The organism is Caballeronia sp. ATUFL_M2_KS44, assembly GCF_023630965.1.
Taxonomy (GTDB): Bacteria; Pseudomonadota; Gammaproteobacteria; order Burkholderiales; family Burkholderiaceae; genus Caballeronia; species Caballeronia concitans.
The window spans coordinates 186212-213087 of the sequence record NZ_JALQEA010000016.1; the positions used below are offsets into that span (position 1 = coordinate 186212).

Genomic DNA, 26876 nt, shown 5'->3' on the forward strand with positions numbered 1-26876 from the left:
TCACTCGCCCGTATAGACCACGCGATACGGGCGCCCGATCTTTTCCCATTCCATCGCTTCCTGCACGAGGCTGTAGTCGGTGAGCGGATTATTCGCGACCCACTCGCTCGGCAGGCGCACGTCGAAGCCGCCCGCCGTCGCGTTCACCTCGATGCCGGGCAGCCCGACGTCCGTGCGTCGCCGGGACAGCAACGCCGCGAGCCGCAGGCAGAAAAGCAGCGTCCAGTCGACGTCGCGCGCCTGCGCGAGCTTGCCGAGCTTGCCCGCGTGGCCGAGCACGAGCGCCGCGAGCCGCGCCTGATCCGTGCGCGAGAAGCCGGGCATGTCCGCGTTGCTCGCGATATACGCCGAATGCTTGTGATACGCGCTATGCGCAATCGACAAGCCGATCTCGTGCAGCGACGACGCCCATGCGAGGAACATGCGATTTTCCTGCCGACGCTCGGCATCGTCGGGTTCGCCAAGCTGATCGTAGAAGCTGATCGCGAGATCGCCGATGCGCTCGGCCTGCGCGGCATCGACCGCATAACGGCGCTTGAAGCCTTCCACCGTCACCGTGCGCATGTCCTGATGTTGCGAGCGGCCGAGCAGGTCGTAGAGCACGCCGAGACGCAGCGCGCCGTCGGTGGTATCGACGTAATCGATGCCCAGTTCCTCGAACACGCCGAGCATGATCGAAAGACCGCCCGCGAGCACCGGAATGCGGTCGGGCTTGAGCGCGACGAGCTTCAGCCGGTTCACGTTCTCCGCCTTGATGAGCGCGCGCTTCAGGCGCTCCAGGCCGCCGCGCGAAATGCCGTGCGTGTATTGCGGATCGTTGAAGCCGTTCGCTTCGACGAGCTCGGCGAGCGCGCGCGCCGTGCCGGACGAACCGATCGCCTGATCCCAGCCGGTCTGCTTGTATTCGCGCGAGATGATCTGGATTTCGCGCTTGGCGGCGAGTTCGGCCTGACGCATCGTGAATTCGTCGACGTTGCCGGCGGGAAAGAACTGGCGGCTGTGGCTCACGCAGCCGATATAGAGGCTCTCCATGTGGATCGGCGTGTAATGCGAGCCGATGATGAATTCCGTCGATCCCCCGCCGATATCCACGACGAGCCGCTTGCCCGCGCTCGCCGGCACCGAATGCGCCGCGCCCGCGTAAATGAGGCGCGCTTCCTCGCGGCCCGCGATGACTTCGATCGGGAAGCCGAGCGCGTTCTCCGCTTCGATTAGAAAGTCGTGCGCGTTCTTGGCCACGCGCAGCGTGTTCGTCGCGACGGCGCGCACCTGATCCGGATGAAAGTCGCGCAGGCGTTCGCCGAAACGCTTGAGCGCGTCCCAGCCGCGCAACTGCGATGCACGGTCGAGCATCTTGTCGCGCGAAAGGCCCGCGGCGAGCCGCACGGGTTCGCGCAACGCATCGACCTGATAGATCTGGCTGCCCGCAGGCGTTTCCTCGACGCGTCCGACGATCAGCCGGAAACTGTTCGAGCCGAGGTCGACGGCGGCAAGGAGATGAGGATGTGTGACCATCGGAGATCCGGGAATCGTGAATGAGCGTGAAGTGAGAACGCACTGCGCGCGGGCTATGCCGCGCTGTTGCAGCGCACGAATTCTATTCCATGCCGCGCGACGAAGGATCGGACCGGGAACGCGCGCCTCGCGCTAGCGACGCTATCCGCAATGTGAGTAGAATTTGTGACAATCGTTCTGTCACAATAAAGACATCTTACTGTGAGATTATCTGAGCGTTCCTTTGCCCTTCCAATCGAGATCCCATCCTCACAACCGATGTCCATACGCTATCCGCTCTTCAACCGTGAACTGGGCATTCTAGGTTTCAACGAGCGGGTACTCGCGCAAGCGGCTGACACTTCGGTGCCCTTGCTGGAACGCCTGCGCTTTCTTTGCATCACCAGCAGTAATCTCGACGAATTCTTCGAAGTCCGCATGGCGGGCCTCCAGGAGCAGATGCGCGACAACCCCGGCTCGCTCACGCCGGACGGCATGTCGCTGCAGCACGTCTACGATCTCGTTTCCGAACGCGCGCAACGCCTCGTGCATCAACAATACGCGATGCTGCACGATATCGTCCTTCCCGCGCTCGAAATGGAAGGCATCTATTTTCATGGCGTCGAAAGCTGGAGCGAGCAGCAGACAGCGTGGGCGCGCGAATACTTCCTGAACGAACTGCTGCCCGTGCTGACGCCGATCGGTCTCGATCCCGCTCATCCGTTTCCGCGCGTGCTGAACAAGAGCCTGAACTTCGTCGTCGAACTGGAAGGCACGGATGCGTTCGGCCGTCAGGCGGTGATGGGCATCGTGCAGGCGCCGCGCGCGCTGCCGCGCCTCGTGCGCATGCCGGAAGCGCTGTCGGGGTATCCGCATGGCTTCGTGCTGCTGAGCTCGTTCATGCAGCGCTTCGTGAGCGAACTGTTTCCGCATCTTCTCGTGCGCAACTGCAATCAGTTTCGCATCACGCGCAACAGCGAGCTTTTCGTCGACGAAGACGAAATCACGAATCTGCGCGTCGCGTTGCAGGGCGAACTGCCGGCGCGGCATCTCGGCAACGCGGTGCGGCTCGAAGTATCGGCTGAAACGCCGCCGCATCTCATTCGCCGCCTGCTCGACGAAAGCCAGTTGAACGCGCGCGATTGCTACCGCGTGAACGGTCCCGTCAATCTCGTGCGGCTCATGCAATTGCCCGAGATGGTGGACCGGCCCGACCTCAAGTTCGTGCCGCATATTCCGGCAGTGCCGAAGAGCATCGCGACCACGACCAATCTCTTCGATGCGATCGATCAAGGCGATCTCCTGCTGCATCATCCGTACGAGAGCTTTCAGCCCGTGCTCGAATTGCTGCTGCAGGCCGCCAAGGACCCGCAAGTGGTCGCGATCAAGCAGACGATCTATCGCACCGGCACCGATTCGCCGCTGATGGACGCGCTCATGCAGGCCGCGCGCAACGGCAAGGAAGTGACCGTCGTCGTGGAACTGCTCGCGCGCTTCGACGAAGAGACGAACATCAACTGGGCGTCGCAACTGGAAGCGGTGGGCGCGCATGTGGTGTATGGCGTGGTCGGCCACAAGTGCCACGCGAAGATGATGCTGATCGTGCGGCGCGTGTCGCAGAACGGCAAGAGCGTGCTCAAGCGTTACGCGCATCTCGGCACGGGCAACTATCATCCGCGCACGGCGCGTCTTTATACCGACTTCGGTTTGATGACCGCCGATCAGGAAGTCTGCGAAGACGTGCATCACGTGTTTCAGCAACTGACGGGCATCGGCGGCGAGATCGCGCTGAAGCAGCTATGGCAGTCGCCGTTCACGCTGCATGCAAAGCTCATCGAAGCGATTCGCGCCGAAGCCGAGCACGCGCGTGCGGGCCGGCGCGCACGCATCGTCGCGAAGATGAACGCGCTGCTCGAACCGACCGTGATCGCCGCGCTCTACGATGCATCGCATGCGGGCGTGAAGATCGATCTGATCGTGCGCGGCGTGTGTTCGCTTAAGCCGGGCGTCGAGGATCTCTCGGAGAACATTACGGTCAGGTCCATCGTCGGGCGCTTTCTGGAGCACCATCGCATCTTCTATTTTTATGCGAACGGCAAGGAAGACGTGTATCTGTCGAGCGCCGACTGGATGGACCGCAACTTCTTCCGTCGCGTGGAAGTGGCGTTTCCCATTCGCGACAGGCGGCTCAAGCGCCGCGTGATCGCCGAAGGACTGTCCGTATGTCTCGGCGACAATCAGTCCGCGTGGGTCATGCAAAGCGATGGGCACTATCGCAAGCGCCGCTCGGGCAAAGCCATTCGCAATGCACAGTTAGGCTTGCTCGCGAAGTTCTGTTCCTGAGGCGCTAAAGCAACTCAGGCCGCGAGCGACTTCCTCAACGCCGTGCGCGATGCAGGAAAGCGCACGATGAACGTGCTGCCCCGCCCCACTTCGCTCTTCACATCGAGTTCGGCGTGATGCCGTTGCAGCACATGCTTGACGATGGCGAGCCCGAGTCCCGTGCCGCCCGTATCGCGCGAACGGCTGCGGTCGATTCGATAGAACCGCTCCGTCAGACGCGGAATATGTTCGGCGGCGATGCCAGGCCCGCTGTCCTTCACCATGAACACGGCGCGATCGTGTTCGCGCGCCCAGGTCACGTCGATGGCTCCGCCTTCTGGCGTATAGCGCACCGCGTTCGTCACGAGATTGCCGAGCGCGCTCACCACTTCCGTCTCCGCGCCCGCGACCGTCAGCGAATCGTCGATATGAAAGCCGATGCGATGACGCCCGCCCGACAGGCTGTTCGCATCCTCTTCCAGATGACGGAGCACCGCGCGCATGTCGAGCAGTTCGTCGCCGGGCGGACGGATATCGCCTTCGAGGTTCGCGAGCACGAGCAGGTCGCGCACGATGTTCTGCATGCGCGTCGCCTGGCTGTCCATCATGTCGAGATAGCGCATGCGGTCGGCTTCCTCGAGCGGCAGTTCGCGCAGCGTTTCGAGAAAGCCGGACAGCACCGTCAGCGGCGTCTTCAGTTCATGCGATACGTTCGCGACGAAATCGCGGCGCATCGAGTCCGTGCGTTCGAGTTCGGTGATGTCCTGCGTGAGAATGAGCTTGCGATGCTCGCCATAAGGAAACACCTGCACGGAGATGGTCCGCTGCCGGTTTTCGCCCATGCCGCGCATGATGAGCATCTCTTCGTAATGATGCGAATTCAGATAGCGGATGAAGTCCGGCTGGCGCACGAGATGCGTGATGTGCTGGCGCAGGTCGCGCTTCGCATCGAGCCCGAAGTGCTTCTCGGCGATGGCGTTGCACCATTCGATCTGGTCGTGATCGTCGAGCATCGCGACGCCGTTCGGCGACGCCTGAATGGCCTGAATGAAGCGCGAATGCTGCTGCTCGACTTGCCGCACCTGCGCGTGCCAGCGCTTCGCGAGCTTGTGCAGGCGGTAATAGATTTCACCCCAGATGCCGAGCGCGCTCGGCACTTCGCCGTAGACGGGCGCATCGAGCAGACGCCACAGACGCTGCGTGTGAAACGTGCTGAAGAACGCCTGCACGACGAGCATGACCACCGCGAACGTGAGCGCCGCCCGCACGCCGGCGATCGCGCCGATCGCGGCGCTGATCGCGGCGAGCAGGACAAGGGACACGATGGAACGCGTCCAGATGATGTTCATGTTGTCGGTAGATCAGATGACCGCGAAAGAATGCGCAGGGCTCAAGCGCCCTTCGCGAGCCGATAGCCGCTGCCGCGCACCGTTTCGATCATAGCATCGCAGCCGGCGGGCTTGAGCGCGGCGCGCAGGCGCTTGATATGCACATCGACCGTTCGTTCCTCGACGAACACGTGATCGCCCCAGACTTGATCCAGCAGTTGCGTGCGGCTGTGCACGCGCTCCGGATGCGTCATGAAGAAATGCAGCAGACGGAATTCGGTCGGGCCGAGATCGAGCTTGATGTCGTTGCCCGAATGGCTCGCAGCCACGCGATGCGTCGCCGGATCGAGGCGCAGCCCGTTGATGGCGACCACGTCTTCGGTCAATTGCGGCGCGCGGCGGCGCAGCACCGCCTTGATGCGCGCCATCAGTTCCTTCGGCGAGAACGGCTTCGTGACGTAATCGTCCGCGCCGATTTCGAGGCCCAGCACCTTGTCCTGCTCGTCGCCGCGCGCGGTGAGCATGATGATCGGAATGTGCTTCGTGCGCTCGTGGTTGCGCAGTTCGCGCGCGAACGCGACGCCCGACTTGCCCGGCAACATCCAGTCGAGCAGCACGAGATCGGGCAGCACGTCGCTGATGAGGTTCTGCGCCTGCTCGGCGTTGTATGCGCGAATAGGGCAATGTCCCGCATGTTGCAGGTTCACCGCGATCAGTTCGGAAATCGCGGGTTCGTCTTCGACGACGAGGATACTGCTGGGCATCGGCACCTCTGTGACCTTTTCTTGAAGTGGAAGTGGTTAGCTGAGCGCTTCGCGTTCGAGCTGGTCGCGCGAGATATGGCGCACGTCCGTGCCCTTCACGATGTAGATGATGAACTCGGCGATGTTCTTCGCGTGATCGCCGATGCGCTCCACCGCCTTCGCGATGAACAGGTAATCGAGTCCCGCCGAAATGGTGCGCGGGTCTTCCATCATGTACGTGACGAGCTTGCGCACGAAGGCGCGGAATTCTTCGTCGATGGCCTTGTCGTCGCGCACGATCTGCGCGGCGGCGACCGTGTCGAGGCGCGCGAAGGCATCGAGCGCGCGGCGAAGAATCGACACCGCCATTTCGCCCGACAGCTTGATTTCCGCGATATTCACGGTGCGTCCCGCGCCGTCTTCGTTGATGCGCTTCACGCGCTTCGCGATCTTCTCGGCTTCGTCGCCGGCGCGTTCGAGATTCGTGATGGTCTTCGAGATCGCCATGAGCAGACGCAGATCGCGCGCGGCCGGCTGACGGCGCGCGATGATGTTGCTGCACTCCTCGTCGATTTCCACTTCCATCATGTTCAGGCGCGCTTCCGCGGCGATCACCTGATCCGCCACCTGTATGTCGAACTCGTTCAGCGCGTGCATCGCCGCGATGATCTGCGACTCGACGAGACCGCCCATTTGCAGCACTTTCGACGACACCGCGTTGAGATCGGCGTCGAACTGGCTCGACAGATGCTTATCGGACATGCTCTGCTCCTGTAGTCCTTTTTTGCGATTCGCTGAGCTGTCGCTTCAGCCAAACCGGCCCGTGATGTAGTCTTCCGTCTCCTTGCGGGCGGGCTTGATGAAGATCTTCTCGGTATCGCCGAATTCGATCAATTCACCCAGATACATATAGGCAGTGTAGTCCGAGCAGCGCGCGGCCTGCTGCATGTTGTGCGTAACGATCACGACCGTGTAGTCGTTCTTCAATTCCGCGATCAGCTCTTCGATGCGGCCCGTCGAAATCGGATCGAGCGCGGAGCACGGTTCGTCGAGCAACAGCACTTCCGGACGAATGGCGATGCCGCGCGCGATGCACAGACGCTGCTGCTGGCCACCCGACAGTCCATAGCCGCTTTGCTGCAGCTTATCCTTCACTTCGGTCCAGAGCGCGGCCTTCGTGAGCGCCCATTCGACGCGATCGTCCATTTCGGAGCGCGAAAGCTGCTCGAACATCTTCACGCCGAACGCGATGTTGTCGTAGATGGACATCGGAAACGGCGTCGGCTTCTGGAACACCATGCCGATGCGCGCGCGCAAAAGCGAAATATCGCGCGTGGTTTCGAGCAGGTTCGCGCCGTCCATCAGAATTTCGCCTTCCGCGCGCTGCTCCGGATAAAGCGCATACATCTTGTTGAACGTGCGCAGAAGCGTGGACTTGCCGCATCCCGAAGGTCCGATGAACGCCGTTACCTTCTTCTCGGGAATGCGCAGGTTGATGTTCTTCAGCGCGTGATACTTGTTGTAGAAGAAGTTGAGGTTGTTCACCTCGATCTTCGGCTTGATCGAGTCGGCCGGCTGCGAGGCGTGCGTCGGACGCACGCTGCCCGGCACGGGACCGCGTTCGACGTTCGCGTTGCCGGCCTTCGAATCAAGGTGGTTGACACCACTTTCGACCAGATTCATGGAATCACTCCGCCCTTATTTCTTCGTGAAGATCGCACGCGCCAGGATGTTCAGACCCAGCACGCCGAGCGTAATCAGGAACACACCGGCCCACGCGAGCACCTGCCATTGCGGGAACGGACTCATCGCGAACTTGTAGATCGTCACCGGCAGATTCGCCACCGGCTGATTCATGTCCATCGAGAAAAACTGGTTCGACAGCGCGGTGAAAAGCAGCGGCGCCGTTTCACCGGCAATCCGCGCGACCGCCAGCAGCACGCCCGTGACGATGCCGCCCACCGACGCCTTCAGCGTGATCGACATCACCATCTTCCACTTCGGCGTGCCGAGCGCGAACGCCGCTTCGCGCAGCGCATTCGGCACGAGCTTCAGCATGTTCTCCGTGGTGCGGATGACGATCGGAATCTGCAGCAGCGCGAGCGCGATCACGCCGGCCCAGCCGGAGAAGCGCCCCATCTTCGCGACGACGAGCGCATACACGAAGAGCCCGACGACGATCGACGGCGCCGACAGCAGGATGTCGTTGATGAAGCGCGTGACGTTCGCGAGCCAGCGCTTCTGCCCGTATTCCGCGAGATACACGCCCGCGAGAATGCCGAGCGGCGTGCCGATGCACGTCGCGAGCACGACGAGCATCAGGCTGCCGACGATCGCGTTCGCGAGACCGCCGCCATCGGTGTTCGGCGGGGGCGTCGATTGCGTGAAGAGATCGATCGAGAGGCCGGAGACGCCGAGCTTGAGCGTCGTGAAGAGAATCCACACGAGCCAGATGAGGCCGAACGCCATTGCCGCGAGCGACAGCGTCAGCGCGATCGCATTCGTGCCGCGGCGGCGGCGCTGCAGTTTCATGCGCGTGGCTTGCACGCGGTCCTGGTCCTGATCGAACGTGGCGGGACGGCTCACTTTGCACCCTCCCCGCGTTCCATGCGCAGCAGCATCAGCTTGGAGAGCGCGAGCACGAAGAACGTAATGACGAACAGAATGAGGCCCAGCTCCATCAGCGCCGACGTGTGCAGGCCCGGACTCGCTTCCGCGAATTCGTTGGCGAGCGCGGACGTGATGCTGTTGCCCGGCGAAAAGAGCGACACGTTATCGAGCAGATTCGTATTGCCGATCACGAAGGTGACGGCCATGGTCTCGCCGAGCGCGCGGCCGAGTCCGAGCATGACGCCGCCGATGACCCCGGCTCGCGTGTACGGCAGCACGATCTTCCACATGACTTCCCAGGTCGTGCAGCCGATGCCGTATGCCGATTCCTTCAGCAGCACGGGCGTGACTTCGAACACGTCGCGCATGACGGACGCGATATACGGAATGATCATGATCGCCAGGATGACGCCCGCGCACAGAATGCCGATGCCGATCGCCGGCCCCTGGAACAACGCGCCGATCAGCGGCACGCCGCCGAGCGCGGCGCCGAGCGGCTTCTCGAAGTACTTGGCGAAGATCGGCGCGAATACGAGCAGGCCCCACATGCCGTAGACGATCGACGGGATCGCCGCGAGCAGTTCGATCGCCACGCCGAGCGGCCGGCGCAGCCACGCGGGCGACAGTTCCGTGAGAAAGAGCGCGATGCCGAAGCTCACCGGCACGGCGATGATGAGCGCAATGAGCGACGTCGCGATGGTCCCGTAGATCGGCACGAGCGCGCCGAAGCTGTCGCTCGGTGGATCCCACTCCGCGCGCCAGAGAAAGCTGAGGCCGAATTTCTCGATGGTCGGCATCGACGCGACGATCAGCGAAACGATGATGCCGCCGAGAAGGAGCAGCGTCACGACGGCCGCGAGCCGCGTGATGCCGCCGAATATGATGTCGCCGGTGCGGCCGGGCGCGCGCTGCGTGTGCGCCGCCGGCGGTGCCGACGCTAGGTTGATGTCCGACATGGGAGCCTTGGTTACGCTACGTGTCAGACCGCGCGACGGGCCTTTTCGGCGCGCCGCGCGGCTTGGTGCTGCTTCCTGTCCCGCCACAGCAGCTTAGGACAGTTTCAAACTCCGCGTACTACGCGTACTGCGCGTACGGCGATGCTTACTCCGCGACCGGCTTGCCCGACGCGTCCTTCACCTTCGCCTTCCATTGCGTCTTGATTTCGGCGACGACCGAGTCCGGCAGCGAGATGTAGTCCAGGTCGTTCGCCGCCTGGCCGCCGTTCTTGAACGCCCAGTCGAAGAACTTCAGCGTCTCCGTGCCTTGCGCCGGCTTCTCTTGCGTCGCGTGCAGCAGCACGAAGGTCGCGCCGACGATCGGCCATGCGTCCTTGCCCGACTCGTTCGTCAGAATCTGATAGAACGACTTCGACCATTCCGCGCCCGCAGCGGCCGCCTTGAACGTCTTCGTTTCCGGCTCGACGATCGTGCCGGCCGCGTTCTTCATGCCGACGTAGGTCATCTTGTTCTGCTTGGCGTACGCCCATTCGACGTAGCCGATCGCGCCCGGCAGACGCTGCACGAAAGCCGCGACGCCGTCGTTGCCCTTGCCGCCCGTGCCCGTCGGCCAGTTGACCGTCGAACCTTCGCCGACCTTCGACTTCCACTCGGTGTTCACCTTCGACAGATAGTTCGTCCAGATGAAGCTCGTGCCCGAACCGTCGGCGCGGCGCACCACGGCGATGTCCGTGTCCGGCAGCTTGACCTTCGGATTGAGCGCGGCGATGGCCGGATCGTTCCACTTCTTGATCTTGCCGAGGTAGATGTCGCCGAGCACTTCGCCCGACAGCGTCACTTCGCCCGCCTTCACGCCCGGCACGTTGATCACCGGCACGACGCCGCCGACCACCGTCGGGAACTGGAACAAGCCGTCCTTCGCGAGTTGATCGTCCTTCAGCGGAGCGTCAGAACCCGCGAAATCCACGGTCTTGGCGACGATCTGCTTGATGCCGCCCGACGAACCGATGCCCTGGTAGTTGACCTTGCCGCCGCCGCTTTTCTGGTAAGCGTCTGCCCACTTCGTGTAGATCGGGGCTGCGAAGGTACTGCCCGCGCCGGTGATATCGGCCGCTTGCGCAGAGATGGCGAACAGTGCGCCAATTACGCCAGCCAGCGCGGTGTGCATCAATTTCATGAGACCTCCAGGGTTGTGAGCGTGTGAGTCTTTGTCGGCGTGTGAATCGACACGGCGAAATATAGGCACTCTCTGTGACAGTAATGTGACGCTCCGTGATGACTCCGTGACAGTTCTCTTACGGGTCGAAAGTCGATCGAGTGGTCACTTGTCAGGTGGCGGCGGGCAAAAAAAAAGCGGGCCGAAGCCCGCTGTTTAGTGAAAACGACAAAGTTTCGCGAACGCCTACGAAGTCACGTCCTTTACCACTTGCGCAATCGTTTCCGCGTGCCGAACGGCGTCCTGCTGCGCGGCGGCTTCCACCATCACGCGCAGGACCGGTTCGGTTCCCGATGCGCGAATCAGCACGCGTCCCTTCGATTCCAGCGCACGCTCCGCCTGCTCGACGGCGCGGCGAATTTCGTCGCTGCTTTTCCAGTCCGCGCCGGGACTCATGCGGACGTTGATCAGTTTCTGCGGGAAGAGACTCACGCCATCGAGCAGTTCGGCGATGGATTTGCCGCTGCGCTTGATGGCCGCGAGCACGAGCAGCGCGGACACGATGCCGTCGCCGGTCGAATGCCGGTCCAGCGACAGAATATGCCCCGACCCTTCCGCGCCGAGCTGCCAGCCGTGCTCGCGCAGCTTTTCGAGCACATAGCGGTCGCCGACCGCCGCGCGCACGAACTGCACGCCGGACGTCTTCAGCGCGACTTCGACCGCCATGTTGGTCATGAGCGTGCCGACCGCGCCTTCCACCTTTCCGTGCGTCGCGATGCGGTCCTTCACCAGCACGTAGAGCAATTCGTCGCCGTTGTAGAGGCGGCCGGTCGAATCGACGATCTGCACGCGATCCGCGTCGCCGTCCAGCGCGATGCCGATGTCCGCGCCGTGCTCTTTCACCGCGCGCACGAGCGCGTCCGGTGCGGTCGCGCCGACACCGTCGTTGATATTGAAGCCGTTCGGCGACACGCCGATCGACACCACTTCCGCGCCGAGTTCGTGAAAGACGTGCGGGCCGACGTCATATGCGGCGCCGTGCGCGCAATCCACCACCAGCTTCATGCCGCGCAGGTCGAAGCTCGCCGGGAACGTGCTTTTACAGAACTCGATGTAACGGCCGCCCGCGTCGTCGAGACGCCGCGCCTTGCCGAGACGCTCGGACGGCGCGCATTCCATCGGCTGCTCGAGTTGCGCCTCGATTTCGAGTTCGACTTCGTCGGGCAGCTTGTTGCCGTCGGCGGAGAAGAACTTGATGCCGTTGTCGGCGTAAGGATTATGCGACGCGCTGATGACCACGCCCGCGTTCAGCCGCAGCGCGCGCGTCAGATACGCGATGCCGGGCGTCGGCATCGGGCCGGCCAGCATCACGTCGACGCCCGCCGCCGAGAAGCCGGATTCCAGCGCGGCTTCGAGCATGTAGCCCGACACGCGCGTGTCCTTGCCGATCAGCACCGTCGGGCGATTGCCCTTCTGCGCCGATTTGTCCGCGCCGGCGAGCACCTTGCCGGCCGCGTAGCCGAGCTTGAGAACGAAGTCGGGCGTGATCGGGGCCGCGCCTACGCGTCCGCGAATGCCGTCGGTTCCGAAATATCGTCGTGCCATCGTTGTTGACCCTCCTCGCGGACTGTCGGCGCCTGTTTTGGGTCCGCGGTGTTGTGTTGACTACGCTGCCTGCGAGCGCCTTCGCGGCAGTCCTATCTGATTCGAAGCCGGTTTCAATGATGCCCGCGACGGGTTGCGTCCCGGGTTGCGTCCTGAGTAGCCTGCCAGACTTTCAGTGCATCGACGGTTTCGGCGACGTCGTGAACGCGGATGATCGCCGCGCCGCGTTCCGCCGCGCACACCGCGGCCGCGAGGCTCGCCGGCAGGCGCTCGCCCGCGCCGCGTCCGGTGACGCCGCCGAGCATCGATTTGCGCGACATGCCAGCCAGCAGCGGATGATGCGTGCCGGCCGGCCGCGTTGCGGCGAGATCGGCAAGCAGCGTGTAATTATGCCCGATCGTCTTTCCGAACCCGTAGCCCGGATCGAGACTGATGCGATTTCCCGCGACGCCCGCGCGCTCGAACGCCGACAGCCGTTCGGCGAAGAAATCGCGCACGGCGGCGACGACATCGTCATAAACCGGCTCGTGGAGCTGCATCGTGCGCGGCTCGCCCAGCATGTGCATCACGCACAGACCGCACTGGCTGTCCTTGACGGCATCGATCGCGCCTTCCTGACGAAAGCCCCAGATGTCGTTGATCATATCGGCGCCGGCATCGAGCACGGCGCGCATCACGGCGGGCTTGTAGGTATCGACGGAAAGCGGAACCTGCACCGCGCGCAACGCCTCGACGATAGGCACGACGCGCTCAAGTTCCTCATCGAGCGGCACGGGCGGCGCGCCGGGACGCGTGGATTCGCCGCCGATGTCGATCATGTCGGCGCCATCCGCGATCATCTGCTCGGCGCGCGCGAGGGCCGCGTCGCGGGAAAGGAAGCGGCCGCCGTCCGAAAACGAATCGGGCGTGACGTTGAGGATGCCCATGACGAGCGGGCGTTCGAAGCTCAGCGTGAAGCGACCGCATTGCAGCGGCTGCGCGGACACGAAGGATGGAGAGAATGTGGTCAAGCGATGCCTGCGGAGCGAGGGACAGAAGACTGGCCCGGAAGCGGGCCCTAAAGCAAAATGGGCCGGCGTGCAGTGCACACCGGCCCATTGTCGGACTGGAAGAAGTTACGCCGGCGCTGTCGCGCTGCCCGGCTTGACCTCGGTGCCGCTGTTGCCGCTCGACGGCGTGTCGCCCGACGGCGGCGGCAGGTTCTTCGGCGGACGCGGCGGACGGCCCGCCATGATGTCGCCGATCTGGTCCGCGTCGATGGTTTCCCATTCGAGCAGCGCCTTGGTCATGGCTTCGACCTTGTCGCGGTTGTCTTCCAGCAGCTTGCGAGCGAGCGCGTATTGCTCGTCCAGGATGCGGCGGATTTCCGCGTCGACCTTCTGCAGCGTGGCTTCCGACACCGTCTTCGCGCCCAGCTTGCCGAACATGCCTTCAGGCTCGGTATCGACGTAGACCATCGTGCCGAGCACGTCCGACATGCCGTAACGCGTGACCATGTCGCGCGCCATCTTCGTCGCGCGCTCGAAGTCGTTGGAAGCACCGGTCGACATCGAGTTCATGAACACTTCTTCCGCTGCCCGGCCGCCGAACAGAATCGCGATTTCTTCCAGCATCTTGTCGCGATACAGATTCACGCGGTCATGCTCCGGCAACTGCCAGGTCACGCCCAGCGCCCAGCCGCGCGGCATGATCGTGACCTTGTGCACCGGATCGGCATGCGGCAACAGCTTCGCCACCACCGCGTGGCCCGACTCGTGATACGCCGTGTTGCGGCGCTCTTCCTCGCGCATGACAGCCGACTTGCGCTCCGGACCCATGAAAATCTTGTCCTTCGCGTCTTCGAAATCCTGCATCTCGACGATGCGCTTGCCTCGACGCGCCGCGAACAGCGCCGCTTCGTTCACGAGGTTCGCGAGATCCGCGCCCGAGAAACCCGGCGTGCCGCGTGCGATGACCGATGCATCCACGTCGTTCGCGATCGGCACCTTGCGCAGGTGCACCTTCATGATGTGCTCGCGGCCGCGGATATCCGGCAGACCGACATACACCTGACGGTCGAAACGGCCCGGACGCAGCAGCGCCTTGTCCAGCACGTCCGAACGGTTCGTCGCCGCGATAACGATGACGCCCGAATTCGCTTCGAAGCCGTCCATTTCGACGAGCATCTGGTTCAGCGTCTGCTCGCGTTCGTCGTTGCCGCCGCCCATGCCGGCGCCGCGATGACGGCCGACCGCGTCGATTTCGTCGATGAACACGATACACGGCGCATGCTTCTTGGCTTGTTCGAACATGTCGCGCACACGCGCCGCGCCCACGCCGACGAACATTTCCACGAAGTCCGAACCCGAGATGCTGAAGAACGGCACCTTCGCCTCGCCGGCGATGGCGCGCGCCAGCAGCGTCTTACCGGTACCCGGAGGGCCGACGAGCAGCACGCCGCGCGGAATGCGCCCGCCCAACTTCTGGAACTTCTGCGGATCGCGCAGGAAGTCGACCAGTTCGGACACTTCTTCCTTCGCTTCGTCGCAGCCGGCTACGTCGGTGAAGTTGATGGCGTTGTTGTTTTCGTCGATGAGCCGCGCCCGCGACTTACCGAACGAAAACGCCCCGCCTTTGCCGCCTCCCTGCATCTGCCTCATCATGTAGAACCAGAAGCCGATGATCAGGATGGTCGGCCCGAGGTAGTACAGCGCGGAGACGAGCGCGTTCGGTTCATCGTCAGCCTTGCCGCTGACCTGAACGCCGTATTTCATCAGATCGCCGACCATCCAGATGTCGCCGGGCGACACGATCTGGTATTTCTGGCCGTCGTTCGGAGTGACCGTGAGATTGCGGCCCTGAACGGTAACGTTCTTGACTTTGCCGTTCTTGGCGTCGTCCATGAACTGCGAATACGACACGCCTTCCTGGACGCGGGGCTTATCGAACTGCTTGAACACCGTAAACAGCACCAGTGCGATCACGAGCCACACTGCCGCTTTAGAGAACATATTGTTGTTCAAAGCACCACTCCTCACTCATAGACGGGCGCCTACATAAACCTTGCAGCGCCACCAAAGCATTCTAATCCAGACCGCTAACCCCTGCCATAAGGTTTCCCTACCGCTTAAATAGCGGAAGAGGGTCTTTTTTCGGCAAATTCGGTGAAAATATCGCCGATTTTCGCCGGGTCCGTTTAAACGGCTCCTGCAGCCGGATGTTTGAGCCGCCGCCCGAGGATAAAAGTCTCCGACGATTTGTCGCGAGACGCCTTGGGTTTGCGCGGCGCAACCACTTTGAACTGGTGCTTGAACTTCTCGACAATCTGGCTATAACCGCTGCCATGAAAACATTTGACTAACAGCGCACCCTCCGGTTTCAGATGGTTCTGCGCGAATTCCAGCGCGAGATCGCATAGATGCTCGATCCGCGCGGCGTCCGCACTCGCCACGCCTGAGAGGTTGGGGGCCATGTCCGAAATTACAAGGTCCACCTGACGCTCGCCGACAATTTCGTCCAGTTGCGCGAGCACCGCGTCGTCGCGGAAGTCGCCCTGGATGAAGGTCACGTCGGCGATCGGCTCCATCGGCAGAATATCCAGCGCGATAATCGTGCCATCTATGCCGCCTTCGCGCTCTGCGTCGCGCTTCGAACCCTGCGCGAGCTTGTTTCGCGCGTACTGGCTCCAGCTGCCGGGCGTCGAGCCGAGATCGACGATCACCTGCCCCGGCTTGATGAGCTTGTCCTGCTCGTCGATCTCCTTGAGCTTGTAGGCGGCGCGCGCGCGGTAGCCCTCGCGCTGGGCCATCTTCACGTAGGGATCGTTGATGTGGTCATGCAACCACGAATGATTGAAGCGATTCTTTGCCATTCAAACTGAACTCTTGATGCGCGCGTACGCGCCTCGGGACATGTTTCTATTACGCGCCGGACCGGCGCCGATGCGTGTTGCGTGAAGGTTGCGCGTGTAATCTTGCTGCAACGCGCGATGCTTTTAGCGGATAATACGCGTCTTGTCGGCCGGAACGTTTCCGCGGGCGCTCGAATGCGCCCGGCAATCGCGTATCCGGCCTATTTTGTTTGTGGCGGCGGTGAATCACGCCGCGCCGGACCCTCCCGGCACAGACGCCGCGTCGTCAGGCTTCCCGCACATCGCGTTTTTCGCGTGCCGCCAGGCGCACGCGCCGCCCATTTTAGTCGAGTCCCAAATTTCTCATGCCAGCTCTTGAACTCTCTCCCGCCCAACGTTCCGACCTGCGCTCCCAGGCTCACGCGCTCAAGCCCGTCGTGCTCGTCGGCGCGGAGGGTCTGACGGACGCCGTGCTGAAGGAAATCGGCGTGCACCTCGATGCGCACCAGCTCATCAAGATCCGCGTGTTCGGCGACGAGCGCCAGACGCGCGTCGATATCTACGACGAAATCTGCGACCGCCTGGACGCCGCGCCGATCCAGCATATCGGCAAGCTCCTCGTGATCTGGCGACCGGAAGGCGCCGCGCCGGCCAAGAGCCGCTCCACGCGCACGCGCAGCACCATGCCGCCGAGCGCCGGCGAAGCCGTTGAGCGTCCCGCGAAGGGCCGCGCGCCGCGCATCGTCAAGGCCGTGAAGATCACGCGCGATGCGCCCGCCGTCAAGAAGCCGCGCAAGCAGACGCTCAAGGTGCTCGGCAACGAGCGCGTCACGGCTGGCGGCAACGTCAAGCGCGCGAAGAAGCGTCAATCGGGTTCGAAGCGCCAGCACCAGGCAGTGAAGTGATCGACGCGGCGCGGACGTTTTGCTTCACGTTCGCGCCGTGATCGAAAGACCGTCTCAGCTTCGCGCCCGCTTGGCCGCGACCTTCGCCGACTTGTTCTTCGGCACGACGGCGGTGGGCGCATTGCCCGGCAAACGCCAGACGAGCGCAATGCCGAACAGGCACTCGATCAGATAAATCGCGCTCGAAATGCCGTGCAGAATGCCGAACTGCCTCGCGTACGGCGAATCGGCAAGCGCGACGCCCGACTCCTGCGCCGCCACGCGCAGCGATTCCATGAACGGCTGCAGCGCGAAATACCCGACGAGCACGCAACCGAGCATCACCGCGACGATCCACCGCACGCGCTTGTAGTCCGCGATGCCGCTTTTCACGAAGCGATTGCCGATCAGAATGAGGATCAGCGCGCTTACCACGCCGACGAACGCCTCGATCCGGAAGAGTTGCGCCGCCACCGATCCGGCCGCCGCGCGGTCCAGCATCGAAAAAAGAACGGGCGCCGCGACGAGACCGAGGGTCAGCAGACTGCCCACCCAGATCATCGTGACGATACGAAAGAGCCGGTGCGCCATCAGACGTAACGGACCGCGATGATTTCGTACTCGCGCGCGCCGCTCGGCGCCTGCACCGAGGCCACGTCGCCTTCCGTCTTCGAAATCAGCGCGCGCGCGATCGGCGAACTGACGGAAATGAGGCCGTGGTCGATGTCCGCTTCGTCGTCGCCGACGATCTGATACGTGACCGTATCGCCCGATTCGAGATCTTCCAGCTCCACCGTCGCGCCGAACACGACGCGGCCATCGGCGTCGACCGTCGTCGGGTCGATCACTTGCGCGGCGGCCAGCTTGGATTCGATTTCCGCGATGCGGCCCTCGATGAAACCCTGCTTTTCCTTCGCGGCGTCGTATTCCGCGTTTTCAGAGAGATCGCCCTGCGCGCGCGCTTCCGCGATCGCGTTGATGACCGCCGGACGCTCGACAGCCTTCAGGCGTTGCAATTCGTCGCGCAGCAACTCCGCGCCGCGCTTCGTCAAGGGAATCGTGCTCATAGACAACCCAGAAACAAAATCGTCAAAAAAATTACCGCGGTTAAGCGCATCTCCTCGAGACGAAGAGACGCCGCTTAACCGCGGCTCGTGATGCTTGGACCAGTAATCGAAGCCTTAGTTTAGGCGAGCATGCAGCCCTTGTAAATCATAGACTTCCAGATCGCGGAGATAACGCAGGCCCTCGACCGCCGCGCGCGCGCCCGACATGGTCGTGTAGTACGTGACCTTGTTGGCTTGCGCGCTCATGCGGATGGAACGCGAATCGGCGATGGCCGCGCGCGTTTCGTCGACCGTCGTGAAGACGAGTGCGATCTCGCCGTTCTTGATCATGTCGACGATATGCGGCCGGCCGTCCTTCACCTTGTTGACGACCTTCACCGGCACGCCCGCCGCCGCGATGGCCGCCGCCGTGCCCTTGGTCGCGACGATCGGGTAGCCGAGTTCGTGCAGCATCTGCGCGACTTCGACGGCCTTCGGCTTGTCGGCGTCCATCACCGTCAGCAACACCGTCCCCGATTCCGGCAGACGCGAGCCCGCCGCCAGCTGCGACTTGAAGAGCGCCTCGCCGAACGTGCGGCCCACGCCCATCACTTCGCCGGTCGAACGCATTTCCGGCCCGAGAACCGGATCGACCGCCGGGAACTTGACGAACGGGAACACGGCTTCCTTCACGCTGAAATACGGCGGAATCACTTCCTTCGTCACGCCTTGTGCCTGGAGCTTCTGACCGACCATCGCGCGGGCGGCGATCTTCGCGAGCGGCAGGCTCGTCGCTTTCGACACGTACGGCACCGTGCGCGATGCACGCGGGTTCACTTCCAGCACGTAGATGATGTCTTTCTTCGAGCCGTCGTCCTGCGGAACCTGCTGAATGGCGAACTGCACGTTCATCAGACCGATGACGTTCAGCGCCTTCGCCATTGCGGCGGTTTGCCGCTTCAGCTCGTCCACCGTTTCCTTCGACAGCGAATACGGCGGCAGCGAGCAAGCCGAATCGCCCGAATGCACGCCCGCCTGTTCGATATGCTCCATCACGCCGCCGATGAACACCGCTTCGCCGTCCGAGATGCAGTCGACATCGCATTCGATCGCGTCGTTCAGGAAGCGGTCGAGCAGCACCGGCGAATCGTTCGACACCTTCACGGCCTCGCGCATGTAGCGCTCCAGGTCGCGCGGCTCGTGGACGATTTCCATCGCGCGGCCGCCCAGCACGTACGACGGACGCACGACCAGCGGATAACCGATTTCCTCGGCGAGCTTCAGCGCTTCGTCTTCCGCGCGCGCCGTGCGATTCGGCGGCTGACGCAGATCGAGGTCCTTCAGGAGCTTCTGGAAGCGCTCGCGGTCTTCGGCTGCATCGATCATGTCCGGCGACGTGCCGATGATCGGCACGCCGTTCGCTTCGAGATCGAGCGCGAGCTTGAGCGGCGTCTGGCCGCCGTACTGCACGATCACGCCGACCGGCTTTTCCAGATCGACGATTTCGAGCACGTCTTCCAGCGTCAGCGATTCGAAATACAGGCGGTCCGACGTGTCGTAGTCGGTCGACACGGTTTCCGGGTTGCAGTTGACCATGATGGTTTCATAGCCGTCCTCGCGCATGGCGAGCGCGGCATGCACGCAGCAGTAGTCGAACTCGATGCCCTGCCCGATCCGGTTCGGCCCGCCGCCGAGCACCATGATCTTCTTTTTGTCCGTGGGATTCGCTTCGCACTCTTCCTCGTAGGTCGAGTACATGTACGCGGTTTTCGTCGCGAATTCGGCGGCGCACGTATCGACACGCTTGTACACCGGGCGCACGTTCATCGCGTGACGCTTCTTGCGCACGTCGGCCTGCGTCGAGCCGGTCAGCTTCGCGAGACGGCGGTCCGAGAAGCCGCTCTTCTTCAGATACAGCAGTTCATCGCGCGTGAGGCTTTCGAGCGTGCGGCCTTGAAGCGCCTTTTCCTTCAGGATGATCTGTTCGATCTGCGCGAGGAACCACGGATCGATCGACGTCTCTTCGAAGATCTCTTCCATCGTCAAGCCGAGACGGAACGCGTCGCCGAGATACCAGATGCGGTCCGGGCCCGGCTCGCCGATTTCGCGGATGACTTCGTCGCGGCTCGTGGTTTTTTCATCGAGACCGTCGACGCCGACCTCCAGACCGCGCAGCGCCTTCTGGAACGATTCCTGGAACGTGCGGCCCATCGCCATGACTTCGCCGACGGACTTCATCTGCGTCGTCAGGCGCGAATCGGCTTCGCGGAATTTCTCGAACGCGAAGCGCGGTACCTTCGTGACGACGTAGTCGATCGTCGGTTCGAACGATGCCGGCGTCTGACCGCCGGTGATTTCGTTCTTGAGTTCGTCGAGCGTGTAGCCGCACGCGAGCTTCGCGGCGACTTTGGCGATCGGGAAACCGGTCGCCTTCGACGCCAGCGCCGACGAACGCGACACACGTGGATTCATCTCGATGACGACCATGCGGCCATCCTTCGGGTTGATCGCGAACTGCACGTTCGAACCGCCGGTGTCGACGCCGATTTCGCGCAGCACCGCGAGCGACGCGTTACGCAGAACCTGATACTCCTTGTCGGTGAGCGTCTGCGCGGGCGCGACGGTGATCGAGTCGCCGGTGTGCACGCCCATCGGGTCGAGGTTTTCGATCGAGCACACGATGATGCAGTTGTCCTTCTTGTCGCGGACAACTTCCATCTCATACTCTTTCCAGCCGAGCAGCGATTCTTCGATCAGCAGTTCGCGCGTGGGCGACAGATCGAGACCGCGACGGCAGATCTCTTCGAACTCTTCCTTGTTGTACGCGATGCCGCCGCCCGAGCCGCCCAGCGTGAACGACGGGCGAATGACGGTCGGATAGCCGCCGCTGCCCGTAGCTTCGGCGATCTGCGCCTGCACGGCGAGCGCTTCTTCCATCGAATGCGCGATGCCCGACTTGGCCGATCCGAGGCCGATCTTCGTCATCGCGTCCTTGAACTTCTGGCGGTCTTCCGCCTTGTCGATCGCTTCCGGCGACGCGCCGATCAGCTCGACCTTGTACTTTTCCAGCACGCCGTGATGGAACAGGTCGAGCGCGCAGTTGAGCGCGGTCTGTCCGCCCATGGTCGGCAGGATCGCATCGGGCCGCTCTTTCGCGATGATGCGCTCGACCACTTCCCACGAAATCGGCTCGATGTACGTGACGTCGGCCGTGTTCGGGTCGGTCATGATCGTCGCCGGATTGCTGTTGACGAGAATGACCTTGTAGCCCTCTTCCCGCAGCGCTTTACAGGCTTGCGCGCCCGAATAATCGAACTCGCACGCCTGGCCGATGATGATCGGGCCCGCGCCGATGATGAGGATGCTCTTGATGTCTGTGCGCTTCGGCATAACTGTGCTCTGTGGTGTTCGGTTCTGTTCGTTCTTAAGCGGCGACCTTCGCCGTCTCCATCAGCTTGATGAAGCGGTCGAACAGATACGCGATGTCGTGCGGGCCGGGCGACGCTTCCGGGTGGCCCTGGAAGCAGAACGCGGGCTTGTCGGTGAGCGCGAAGCCTTGCAGCGTGCCGTCGAAGAGCGAAACGTGCGTGACCTTCGCGTTCGCAGGCAACGTCGATGCATCGACCGCGAAGCCGTGATTCTGCGACGTGATGACCACGCGGCCGTCTTCCATGTCCTTCACCGGATGATTCGCGCCGTGGTGGCCCGTCTTCATCTTCATGGTCTTCGCGCCGACCGCGAGACCCATGATCTGATGCCCGAGGCAGATGCCGAACGTCGGAATGCCGCGCTCGATGAATTCGCGCGTGGCGCGGATCGCGTAGTCGCACGGCTCGGGATCGCCGGGGCCGTTCGACAGGAAGACGCCGTCCGGATTGAGCGCGAGGGCGTCAGCGGCGCTGGCTTCGGCCGGCAGCACGGTGACGTGGCAGCCGCGCTCGGCCAGCATGCGCAGGATGTTGTACTTGACGCCGTAATCGAACGCGACGACGCGGAATTTCGGCGACTTCTGCTCGCCATAGCCGCTGCCGAGACGCCATTCGCTCTGCGTCCACTCGTAACGCTCTTTCGTCGACACGACTTTCGCCAGGTCCATGCCCGCGAGACCGGGGAACGAGCGCGCGAGACGCAGCGCTTCGGCTTCGTCGTCGCTGCCGGCGAGAATGCAGCCGTTTTGCGCGCCTTTCTCGCGCAGCACGCGCGTGAGCTTGCGCGTGTCGATGCCGGCAATGCCGACGACGCCTTGCGCTTTCAGATAATCGGAAAGGGTTTGCTCGGAACGGAAGTTCGAGGCGAGCACCGGCAGGTCACGGATGATGAGACCGGCGGCATGGACTTTGGTGGCTTCGACGTCTTCGGCATTCACGCCGACGTTGCCGATATGCGGATAGGTCAGCGTAACGATCTGGCGGGCATAGCTCGGATCGGTCAGGATTTCCTGATAGCCGGTGATGGCGGTGTTGAACACCACTTCGCCGATCGTCGAACCGGCGGCGCCGATGGAATGACCACGAAAGACCGTGCCGTCGGCAAGTGCGAGTAATGCTGGGGAGAATGACGGCAACACGGGAAGCTCCTTGGGGAACACCCTGTTACCGACCTGTCTGTCCGAAATTCAGGCTTGGGTCCGCGCTTCGAAGCGCGGGTTTCCTTCGCACATGGGCGGCGGCTCACAGGCGGGCGTCGTGCTCGAACCGGCTGACTTGCGCTGCAAGTGCTTGTCGAAGCGAACGATCGGCGGCGTGCGGCGCGCGCTGCCAGGCGCAGCGAACGACGGGGAATGGGAGGTAGGCGCTAGGGTGCGGGTTGATATGCTCAAACCTTCGAATTATAGCGCGATGTCAACGGTTTGGCCACTTTTCGGGAATCTTCCGCTTGCGGCGGACGGCGATAGCTGACCCTTTAAGTCGCTCTTTCCCCGGTCTTCCGGAGCACGCGGCTCGGCAGCGCGTACCAGACCGCGCTCGCAACCTGCAACGCGATCAGCACCGCCCACACCGTCTGATGCGCCGCCGCCGGGAAATGCCCGCTCTCGGCCGGCCAAAGCGAGAGCATCGCGCCGATACCGACCTGAAATCCGAAGATCAGCAGGAAGATCACGAGCGTGAGCGTGGTATTCGCGCGGCCGATCATGTTGGACGGAAAGTGCTCCGCCATCACCGCGTAGCTGAGAATGCCGGTGCCGCCGAAAATGCCGTAGGCGGCGAGCAGCGTCGCCGGCGGAAGCGGCACGCGCAGCACCATCAGCAATTGCACGACGACATACAGCGCCATGCCCACGCCGCAGAACGCATAGACCGATACGCCCCGCCGCTCCATCCCGCGCGCCGCCGCGCCGAAGCCGACGCAGCCGAGCATCATCGCGAAACCGAGCACAGAGACGAGCGCCGCGGCGTGCGCGGGCGTAAGGCCCATCACATCGAGCAGATAGGGACGGATCCAGAGCGATTGCATCGCGTAGAAGACGCCCTGCGTGACGACGGAAAACGACCCGATTTTCCAGAATGCGCCGCTTTTCAGAATGTGCCACGTGCCCTTGAACTGGCTGATGACATCGGCCTGATGACGCGTGTCCGTTGTGCGCGGCGCGAACAGCGCGATCGCCGCGGCGACCGCGAGCGTCATCACGCCGAGCCCGACGGACACTTGCCGCCAGCTCGCGACATGCAGCAGCGACGCAAGCGGCGAACCGACCACGACGCCGCCCAGGCCGCCGACCGCCATCGTGAAGCCGTTGACGAGCGGCAGGCGCGCGACCGGAAAATGCTGCGCCGACGCCTTGAACGCCGCGCTCAGGCAGACAGAAACACCGACGCCGATCAACAAACGCCCAACCATCAGCCCGGCCAGGCTACCCGACGCCCCGAACACCCAGATGCCCGCCGCAGCGAACACGAGCATGCCGGCGGTCACGGGGCGCGGCCCGAAGTGGTCGAGCATCACGCCGACGGGAATCTGCGCCACGGCAAAGCCGATGAAGTACAGCGACGTCAGCAGGCCGAGATCGGCGGCGGACAGGCCGAGATCGTGCGTGATGAGCGGCGCGAAGCCCAGATTGACGCCCCGGAAAACGTACGAGACGAAGTATCCGGCGGCGAACAGCAGAAATACCCGGAGACGAACGGAGGACGGCATGCGTTTGATGTGCTTATTTGATTCTTCTGGGACGCCAGTTTAACTGCGTCGCCAATTGAAAACGCCGTCACCTTGGTGACGGCGTGGATAACACGATGGCGCGAGCCGCCGCCGATTACTTCTTCTTGCTCTTGGCGCTGGCCGAATGAGCGGCGACGGGCTTGGTCGCCTTCGCGGGCGCGGACTTGGCCGGCTTGCCGCCGCCGGACGCCGATACGCGCGTCACCGTGCGCGCCGGTGCCTTGCCGTGAGCGCTCTTTGCCGTCACGTGCGTGCCGATCCTGCTCACGCCGCCCGACGAGCGGCTCGATGCCGACACCGTCTCGACGCGCACCGGACCGGGTTCGGCCGGAACCGGACGCCCGTACGGCACGTGCAGCACGACGACCTGACCGGGCATGATGACATCGCGATTCGTGCGGTTCCAGGCCTTCACCTGCGCCACCGACACGTTGTAACGATCCGCCAGCATGGTGATCGACTGCTTGCGGCGCACGCGGATAGCCATCTTGCGCGTGTCCGGCACGTCGCGTTCGACGGCGAGAATGGCGTTCGCGGCGACATCGGCGCTGATGTCTTCGTCGTCGTCATCCGTGCGCGGCACGACGATGGTCGAGCCCGGCTTCAGACGCATGCCCGCCGGAATGCGGTTGACCGACATGAGCGTGTCGGCATCGACACCGATTTTTTCGGCGATGGCGGCGGGACGCGCCCGCTCCGTCACCGTGTACGTAGTCCACGACGACAGCGCGCCCGTGTACGAGCCGAGATTGCGCTGGAACGTGGCGGCGTTGTCGAACGGAAGCAGAATTTGCGGATTCGTCGCGCCGAGAATGACCGGCTTCGCGAACGACGGGTTCAGCGAGCGGAATTCCTCGACGCTCATGCCGGCGAGCTTCGCGGCCATGGTCACGTCGATATCGCGCGCGGTCGTCACGGTCACGAAGTACGGGTGATTCGGAATGTCCGGCAGCGTGAGTCCGTACTGCTGCGGATTCATCACGATGTTCTTGACCGCCTGCAGCTTCGGCACGTAGTTGCGCGTCTCGTTGGGCATGCGCAGGCTTTCGTAGTCGGTCGGCAGGCCGGCCGCTTCGTTGCGCGCGATGGCGCGCTGCACGTTGCCCTCGCCCCAGTTGTATGCGGCGAGCGCGAGATGCCAGTCGCCGAACATGTCGTGCAGACGCGAGAGGTAGTCGAGCGCGGCGCTCGTCGACGCGAGCACGTCGCGCCGCTCGTCCTGCCACATGTTCTGCTTGAGGTTGTAGTCGCGGCCCGTGCCCGGCACGAACTGCCACATGCCGGCGGCCTTCGCCACCGAAAGCGCCTGCGGATTGAACGCCGATTCGATGAACGGCAGCAGCGCCAGTTCGGTCGGCATATGGCGCTGCTCGAGTTCCTCGACGATGTGATACAGGTATTTTTGCGAACGCGTCGTCATGCGCTCGACGTAGTCCGGCCGCTGCGCGTACCAGTTCGCCTGCATGTCGACGAGGTCGCTTTGCAGATCGGGAATCTGAAATCCGCCGCGGATGCGGCTCCACAAATCGGCCGACCCCGCGAGCGAGGTGACGGGCGTCTTGTCGACGTTGATGGTTTCCTTGGCGGCTGCGGTGCGGCGAATCGTGTCGGCGACTTGTTGCTGCGAGGCGGCGGTAGGAGTAGCGGAAGTTGTATTCGAGGCGGGCGCTGTCGGCCCCTGGCTGGCACAGGCGGCCAGCATCAGGACGGATAGCGCACTCAGTGTTAGTCGCATGAACGTCTCTGCTTCCAAAAGGTGATGCTTGGAAATTTGGAGCCGATAGTACGGAACCGCACCTAGGACGTCAATAAGAATGCGCGTAAAACCCCTGCAAAATCTTGCATCTAACGCTGTTTCCAATGTATCGGATGAACTTCGCCGCAAAGTTTTCGGCTCAGCGGAACTTGTCTTTCCAGCTTCGCATCACGCGAAAAGCGTCCAGTCGGCTCGAAATTGCCTCGCCGGATTGCGCCGCAAGCGTCGCCTGAATGGCCGGTTCGTCCACGCGCAAGAACGGATTCACCGCCTTTTCGTGCGAGATGGTCGTCGGCAGCGTCGGGTTGCCGGCGGCGCGCAACGCCTGCGCTTCGTCGTGCCAGCGGGCGAGCGCCGCGCTGTCCGGCTCGCACGCGCGCGCGAAGCGGATGTTCGACAGCGTGTACTCGTGCGCGCAGTGCACGAGCGTGGCGTCGGGCAACGCGGCGAGCGCATCGAGCGATGCGAGCATCTGCTTCGGCGTGCCTTCGAAGAGACGACCGCAGCCGCTCGCGAACAGCGTATCGCCACAAAAAAGATGCGGCGTGCCGCGCGTGCCGGCCGCCTGAAAATAGGCGATGTGTCCCGCCGTGTGGCCGGGAACGTCGATGACCGAACATTCCAGCGCCGGCCGCGCGATGTTGACCGTGTCGCCGCCCGCGACGCGCGTCGTCACATGCTCGATGCGCTCGCCCGCCGGGCCGTACACGGGCACCCCGCCCTCTGCCGTTCGGCTATCGAGCAGCGCTTTCACGCCGCCGACGTGGTCGTGATGATGGTGCGTGAGTAAAATAGCGGTCAGCCGCCAGCCGCGTCTGGCGAGGTAAGCCTCGACGGGTGCGGCGTCGCCCGGATCGATGACGACGGCATCGCGCGAGTCCGAGACGATCCAGATGTAGTTGTCTTCGAACGCCGGAACCGGCACGTATTCAAGCGCGGGCTTGGACGAATCTTCAGCAAGAGAATCCATGGCGATCATCTACGCGGCATC

Annotated in this window: 21 protein-coding genes; 2 read left to right on the top strand and 19 right to left on the bottom strand. The window is 63.2% G+C overall.

Annotated features, from left to right (window positions below; all coding sequences use genetic code 11):
• Entirely contained in the window at positions 1-1515 is a 1515-nt protein-coding gene (gene ppx, locus NCR39_RS09220; protein WP_250451912.1) for an exopolyphosphatase, read from the bottom strand.
• Positions 1516-1773: 258 nt separating this feature from the next.
• Here ppx and ppk1 point away from each other — a divergent pair, with 258 nt between their 5' ends.
• A complete protein-coding gene (gene ppk1, locus NCR39_RS09225) occupies positions 1774-3837 on the top strand; it encodes a polyphosphate kinase 1 (protein WP_250451913.1) in 2064 nt (687 codons plus the stop codon).
• A 14-nt stretch (positions 3838-3851) separates the two neighbouring features.
• Here ppk1 and phoR read toward each other — a convergent pair whose 3' ends face one another.
• From phoR to NCR39_RS09280, 11 genes are all read right to left on the bottom strand, one after another.
• Positions 3852-5165, bottom strand: coding sequence for a phosphate regulon sensor histidine kinase PhoR (phoR, locus tag NCR39_RS09230; protein WP_250451914.1), 1314 nt, complete (start codon positions 5163-5165; stop codon positions 3852-3854).
• 41 nt (positions 5166-5206) lie between these two features.
• A complete protein-coding gene (gene phoB, locus NCR39_RS09235) occupies positions 5207-5908 on the bottom strand; it encodes a phosphate regulon transcriptional regulator PhoB (protein WP_040051446.1) in 702 nt (233 codons plus the stop codon).
• A gap of 36 nt (positions 5909-5944) precedes the next feature.
• Complete coding sequence (gene phoU, locus NCR39_RS09240; protein WP_040051445.1) at positions 5945-6649, bottom strand: phosphate signaling complex protein PhoU; 705 nt, start codon at positions 6647-6649, stop codon at positions 5945-5947.
• Positions 6650-6694: 45 nt separating this feature from the next.
• Positions 6695-7570 carry a phosphate ABC transporter ATP-binding protein PstB gene (gene pstB, locus NCR39_RS09245; protein WP_250451915.1) on the bottom strand — a complete coding sequence of 292 codons (876 nt, stop codon included), beginning with the start codon at positions 7568-7570 and terminating at the stop codon, positions 6695-6697.
• A 15-nt stretch (positions 7571-7585) separates the two neighbouring features.
• Positions 7586-8419 (bottom strand): phosphate ABC transporter permease PstA, encoded by an 834-nt coding sequence (gene pstA / locus NCR39_RS09250; protein ID WP_250452043.1) that lies wholly within the window; start codon positions 8417-8419, stop codon positions 7586-7588.
• Positions 8420-8469: 50 nt separating this feature from the next.
• Positions 8470-9453: a phosphate ABC transporter permease PstC gene (gene pstC, locus NCR39_RS09255; RefSeq protein WP_250451916.1), complete on the bottom strand. Its 984-nt coding sequence runs from the start codon at positions 9451-9453 to the stop codon at positions 8470-8472.
• Between the two features lie 145 nt (positions 9454-9598).
• Positions 9599-10630, bottom strand: a complete 1032-nt coding sequence (gene pstS / locus NCR39_RS09260; RefSeq protein WP_250451917.1) for a phosphate ABC transporter substrate-binding protein PstS — start codon at positions 10628-10630, stop codon at positions 9599-9601.
• Between the two features lie 225 nt (positions 10631-10855).
• Positions 10856-12214, bottom strand: a complete 1359-nt coding sequence (gene glmM, locus NCR39_RS09265) for a phosphoglucosamine mutase (protein WP_250451918.1) — start codon at positions 12212-12214, stop codon at positions 10856-10858.
• Positions 12215-12327: 113 nt separating this feature from the next.
• Positions 12328-13140, bottom strand: a complete 813-nt coding sequence (gene folP, locus NCR39_RS09270; protein WP_250452044.1) for a dihydropteroate synthase — start codon at positions 13138-13140, stop codon at positions 12328-12330.
• Positions 13141-13329: 189 nt separating this feature from the next.
• Positions 13330-15216, bottom strand: a complete 1887-nt coding sequence (gene ftsH, locus NCR39_RS09275; RefSeq protein WP_040051438.1) for an ATP-dependent zinc metalloprotease FtsH — start codon at positions 15214-15216, stop codon at positions 13330-13332.
• A 173-nt stretch (positions 15217-15389) separates the two neighbouring features.
• Positions 15390-16064, bottom strand: coding sequence for an RlmE family RNA methyltransferase (locus tag NCR39_RS09280; RefSeq protein WP_250451919.1), 675 nt, complete (start codon positions 16062-16064; stop codon positions 15390-15392).
• A 344-nt stretch (positions 16065-16408) separates the two neighbouring features.
• Here NCR39_RS09280 and NCR39_RS09285 point away from each other — a divergent pair, with 344 nt between their 5' ends.
• Positions 16409-16948 carry a YhbY family RNA-binding protein gene (locus tag NCR39_RS09285; protein WP_087128690.1) on the top strand — a complete coding sequence of 180 codons (540 nt, stop codon included), beginning with the start codon at positions 16409-16411 and terminating at the stop codon, positions 16946-16948.
• 54 nt (positions 16949-17002) lie between these two features.
• Here the strand turns inward: NCR39_RS09285 and NCR39_RS09290 are convergent, their stop codons facing one another.
• The 7 genes from NCR39_RS09290 to gloB all read right to left on the bottom strand — a co-directional run bounded on the left by NCR39_RS09290 (position 17003) and on the right by gloB (position 26864).
• The gene (locus NCR39_RS09290) at positions 17003-17518 is read right to left on the bottom strand and encodes a DUF4149 domain-containing protein (RefSeq protein ID WP_250451920.1); all 516 of its coding nucleotides are present in this window, start codon (positions 17516-17518) and stop codon (positions 17003-17005) included.
• The gene (gene greA, locus NCR39_RS09295; protein WP_250451921.1) at positions 17518-17994 is read right to left on the bottom strand and encodes a transcription elongation factor GreA; all 477 of its coding nucleotides are present in this window, start codon (positions 17992-17994) and stop codon (positions 17518-17520) included. The genes NCR39_RS09290 and greA overlap by 1 nt, the downstream gene beginning before the upstream one ends.
• A gap of 114 nt (positions 17995-18108) precedes the next feature.
• The gene (gene carB / locus NCR39_RS09300; RefSeq protein ID WP_250451922.1) at positions 18109-21363 is read right to left on the bottom strand and encodes a carbamoyl-phosphate synthase large subunit; all 3255 of its coding nucleotides are present in this window, start codon (positions 21361-21363) and stop codon (positions 18109-18111) included.
• A gap of 34 nt (positions 21364-21397) precedes the next feature.
• A complete protein-coding gene (gene carA / locus NCR39_RS09305) occupies positions 21398-22540 on the bottom strand; it encodes a glutamine-hydrolyzing carbamoyl-phosphate synthase small subunit (RefSeq protein WP_250451923.1) in 1143 nt (380 codons plus the stop codon).
• Positions 22541-22875: 335 nt separating this feature from the next.
• On the bottom strand, positions 22876-24108 hold the full coding sequence (locus NCR39_RS09310; protein ID WP_250451924.1) for an MFS transporter: 1233 nt from the start codon (positions 24106-24108) through the stop codon (positions 22876-22878).
• A gap of 115 nt (positions 24109-24223) precedes the next feature.
• A complete protein-coding gene (locus NCR39_RS09315; RefSeq protein ID WP_250451925.1) occupies positions 24224-25864 on the bottom strand; it encodes a transglycosylase SLT domain-containing protein in 1641 nt (546 codons plus the stop codon).
• 160 nt (positions 25865-26024) lie between these two features.
• Positions 26025-26864: a hydroxyacylglutathione hydrolase gene (gene gloB / locus NCR39_RS09320; protein ID WP_250451926.1), complete on the bottom strand. Its 840-nt coding sequence runs from the start codon at positions 26862-26864 to the stop codon at positions 26025-26027.
• Positions 26865-26876 lie beyond the last annotated feature (12 nt).

Bases quoted from the DNA above. Each gene is read 5' to 3' on its own strand.
- greA (WP_250451921.1), bottom strand. From the start codon at position 17,994: ATGAGCACGATTCCCTTGACGAAGCGCGGCGCGGAGTTGCTGCGCGAC.
- gloB (WP_250451926.1), bottom strand. From the start codon at position 26,864: ATGATCGCCATGGATTCTCTTGCTGAAGATTCGTCCAAGCCCGCGCTT.
- carB (WP_250451922.1), bottom strand. From the start codon at position 21,363: ATGCCGAAGCGCACAGACATCAAGAGCATCCTCATCATCGGCGCGGGC.
- pstA (WP_250452043.1), bottom strand. From the start codon at position 8,419: ATGAAACTGCAGCGCCGCCGCCGCGGCACGAATGCGATCGCGCTGACG.
- phoR (WP_250451914.1), bottom strand. From the start codon at position 5,165: ATGAACATCATCTGGACGCGTTCCATCGTGTCCCTTGTCCTGCTCGCC.
- NCR39_RS09285 (WP_087128690.1), top strand. From the start codon at position 16,409: ATGCCAGCTCTTGAACTCTCTCCCGCCCAACGTTCCGACCTGCGCTCC.
- pstB (WP_250451915.1), bottom strand. From the start codon at position 7,570: ATGAATCTGGTCGAAAGTGGTGTCAACCACCTTGATTCGAAGGCCGGC.
- pstS (WP_250451917.1), bottom strand. From the start codon at position 10,630: ATGAAATTGATGCACACCGCGCTGGCTGGCGTAATTGGCGCACTGTTC.
- NCR39_RS09290 (WP_250451920.1), bottom strand. From the start codon at position 17,518: ATGGCGCACCGGCTCTTTCGTATCGTCACGATGATCTGGGTGGGCAGT.
- glmM (WP_250451918.1), bottom strand. From the start codon at position 12,214: ATGGCACGACGATATTTCGGAACCGACGGCATTCGCGGACGCGTAGGC.
- ppk1 (WP_250451913.1), top strand. From the start codon at position 1,774: ATGTCCATACGCTATCCGCTCTTCAACCGTGAACTGGGCATTCTAGGT.
- folP (WP_250452044.1), bottom strand. From the start codon at position 13,140: ATGGGCATCCTCAACGTCACGCCCGATTCGTTTTCGGACGGCGGCCGC.
- phoB (WP_040051446.1), bottom strand. From the start codon at position 5,908: ATGCCCAGCAGTATCCTCGTCGTCGAAGACGAACCCGCGATTTCCGAA.
- NCR39_RS09280 (WP_250451919.1), bottom strand. From the start codon at position 16,064: ATGGCAAAGAATCGCTTCAATCATTCGTGGTTGCATGACCACATCAAC.
- NCR39_RS09315 (WP_250451925.1), bottom strand. From the start codon at position 25,864: ATGCGACTAACACTGAGTGCGCTATCCGTCCTGATGCTGGCCGCCTGT.
- pstC (WP_250451916.1), bottom strand. From the start codon at position 9,453: ATGTCGGACATCAACCTAGCGTCGGCACCGCCGGCGGCGCACACGCAG.
- ppx (WP_250451912.1), bottom strand. From the start codon at position 1,515: ATGGTCACACATCCTCATCTCCTTGCCGCCGTCGACCTCGGCTCGAAC.
- NCR39_RS09310 (WP_250451924.1), bottom strand. From the start codon at position 24,108: ATGCCGTCCTCCGTTCGTCTCCGGGTATTTCTGCTGTTCGCCGCCGGA.
- phoU (WP_040051445.1), bottom strand. From the start codon at position 6,649: ATGTCCGATAAGCATCTGTCGAGCCAGTTCGACGCCGATCTCAACGCG.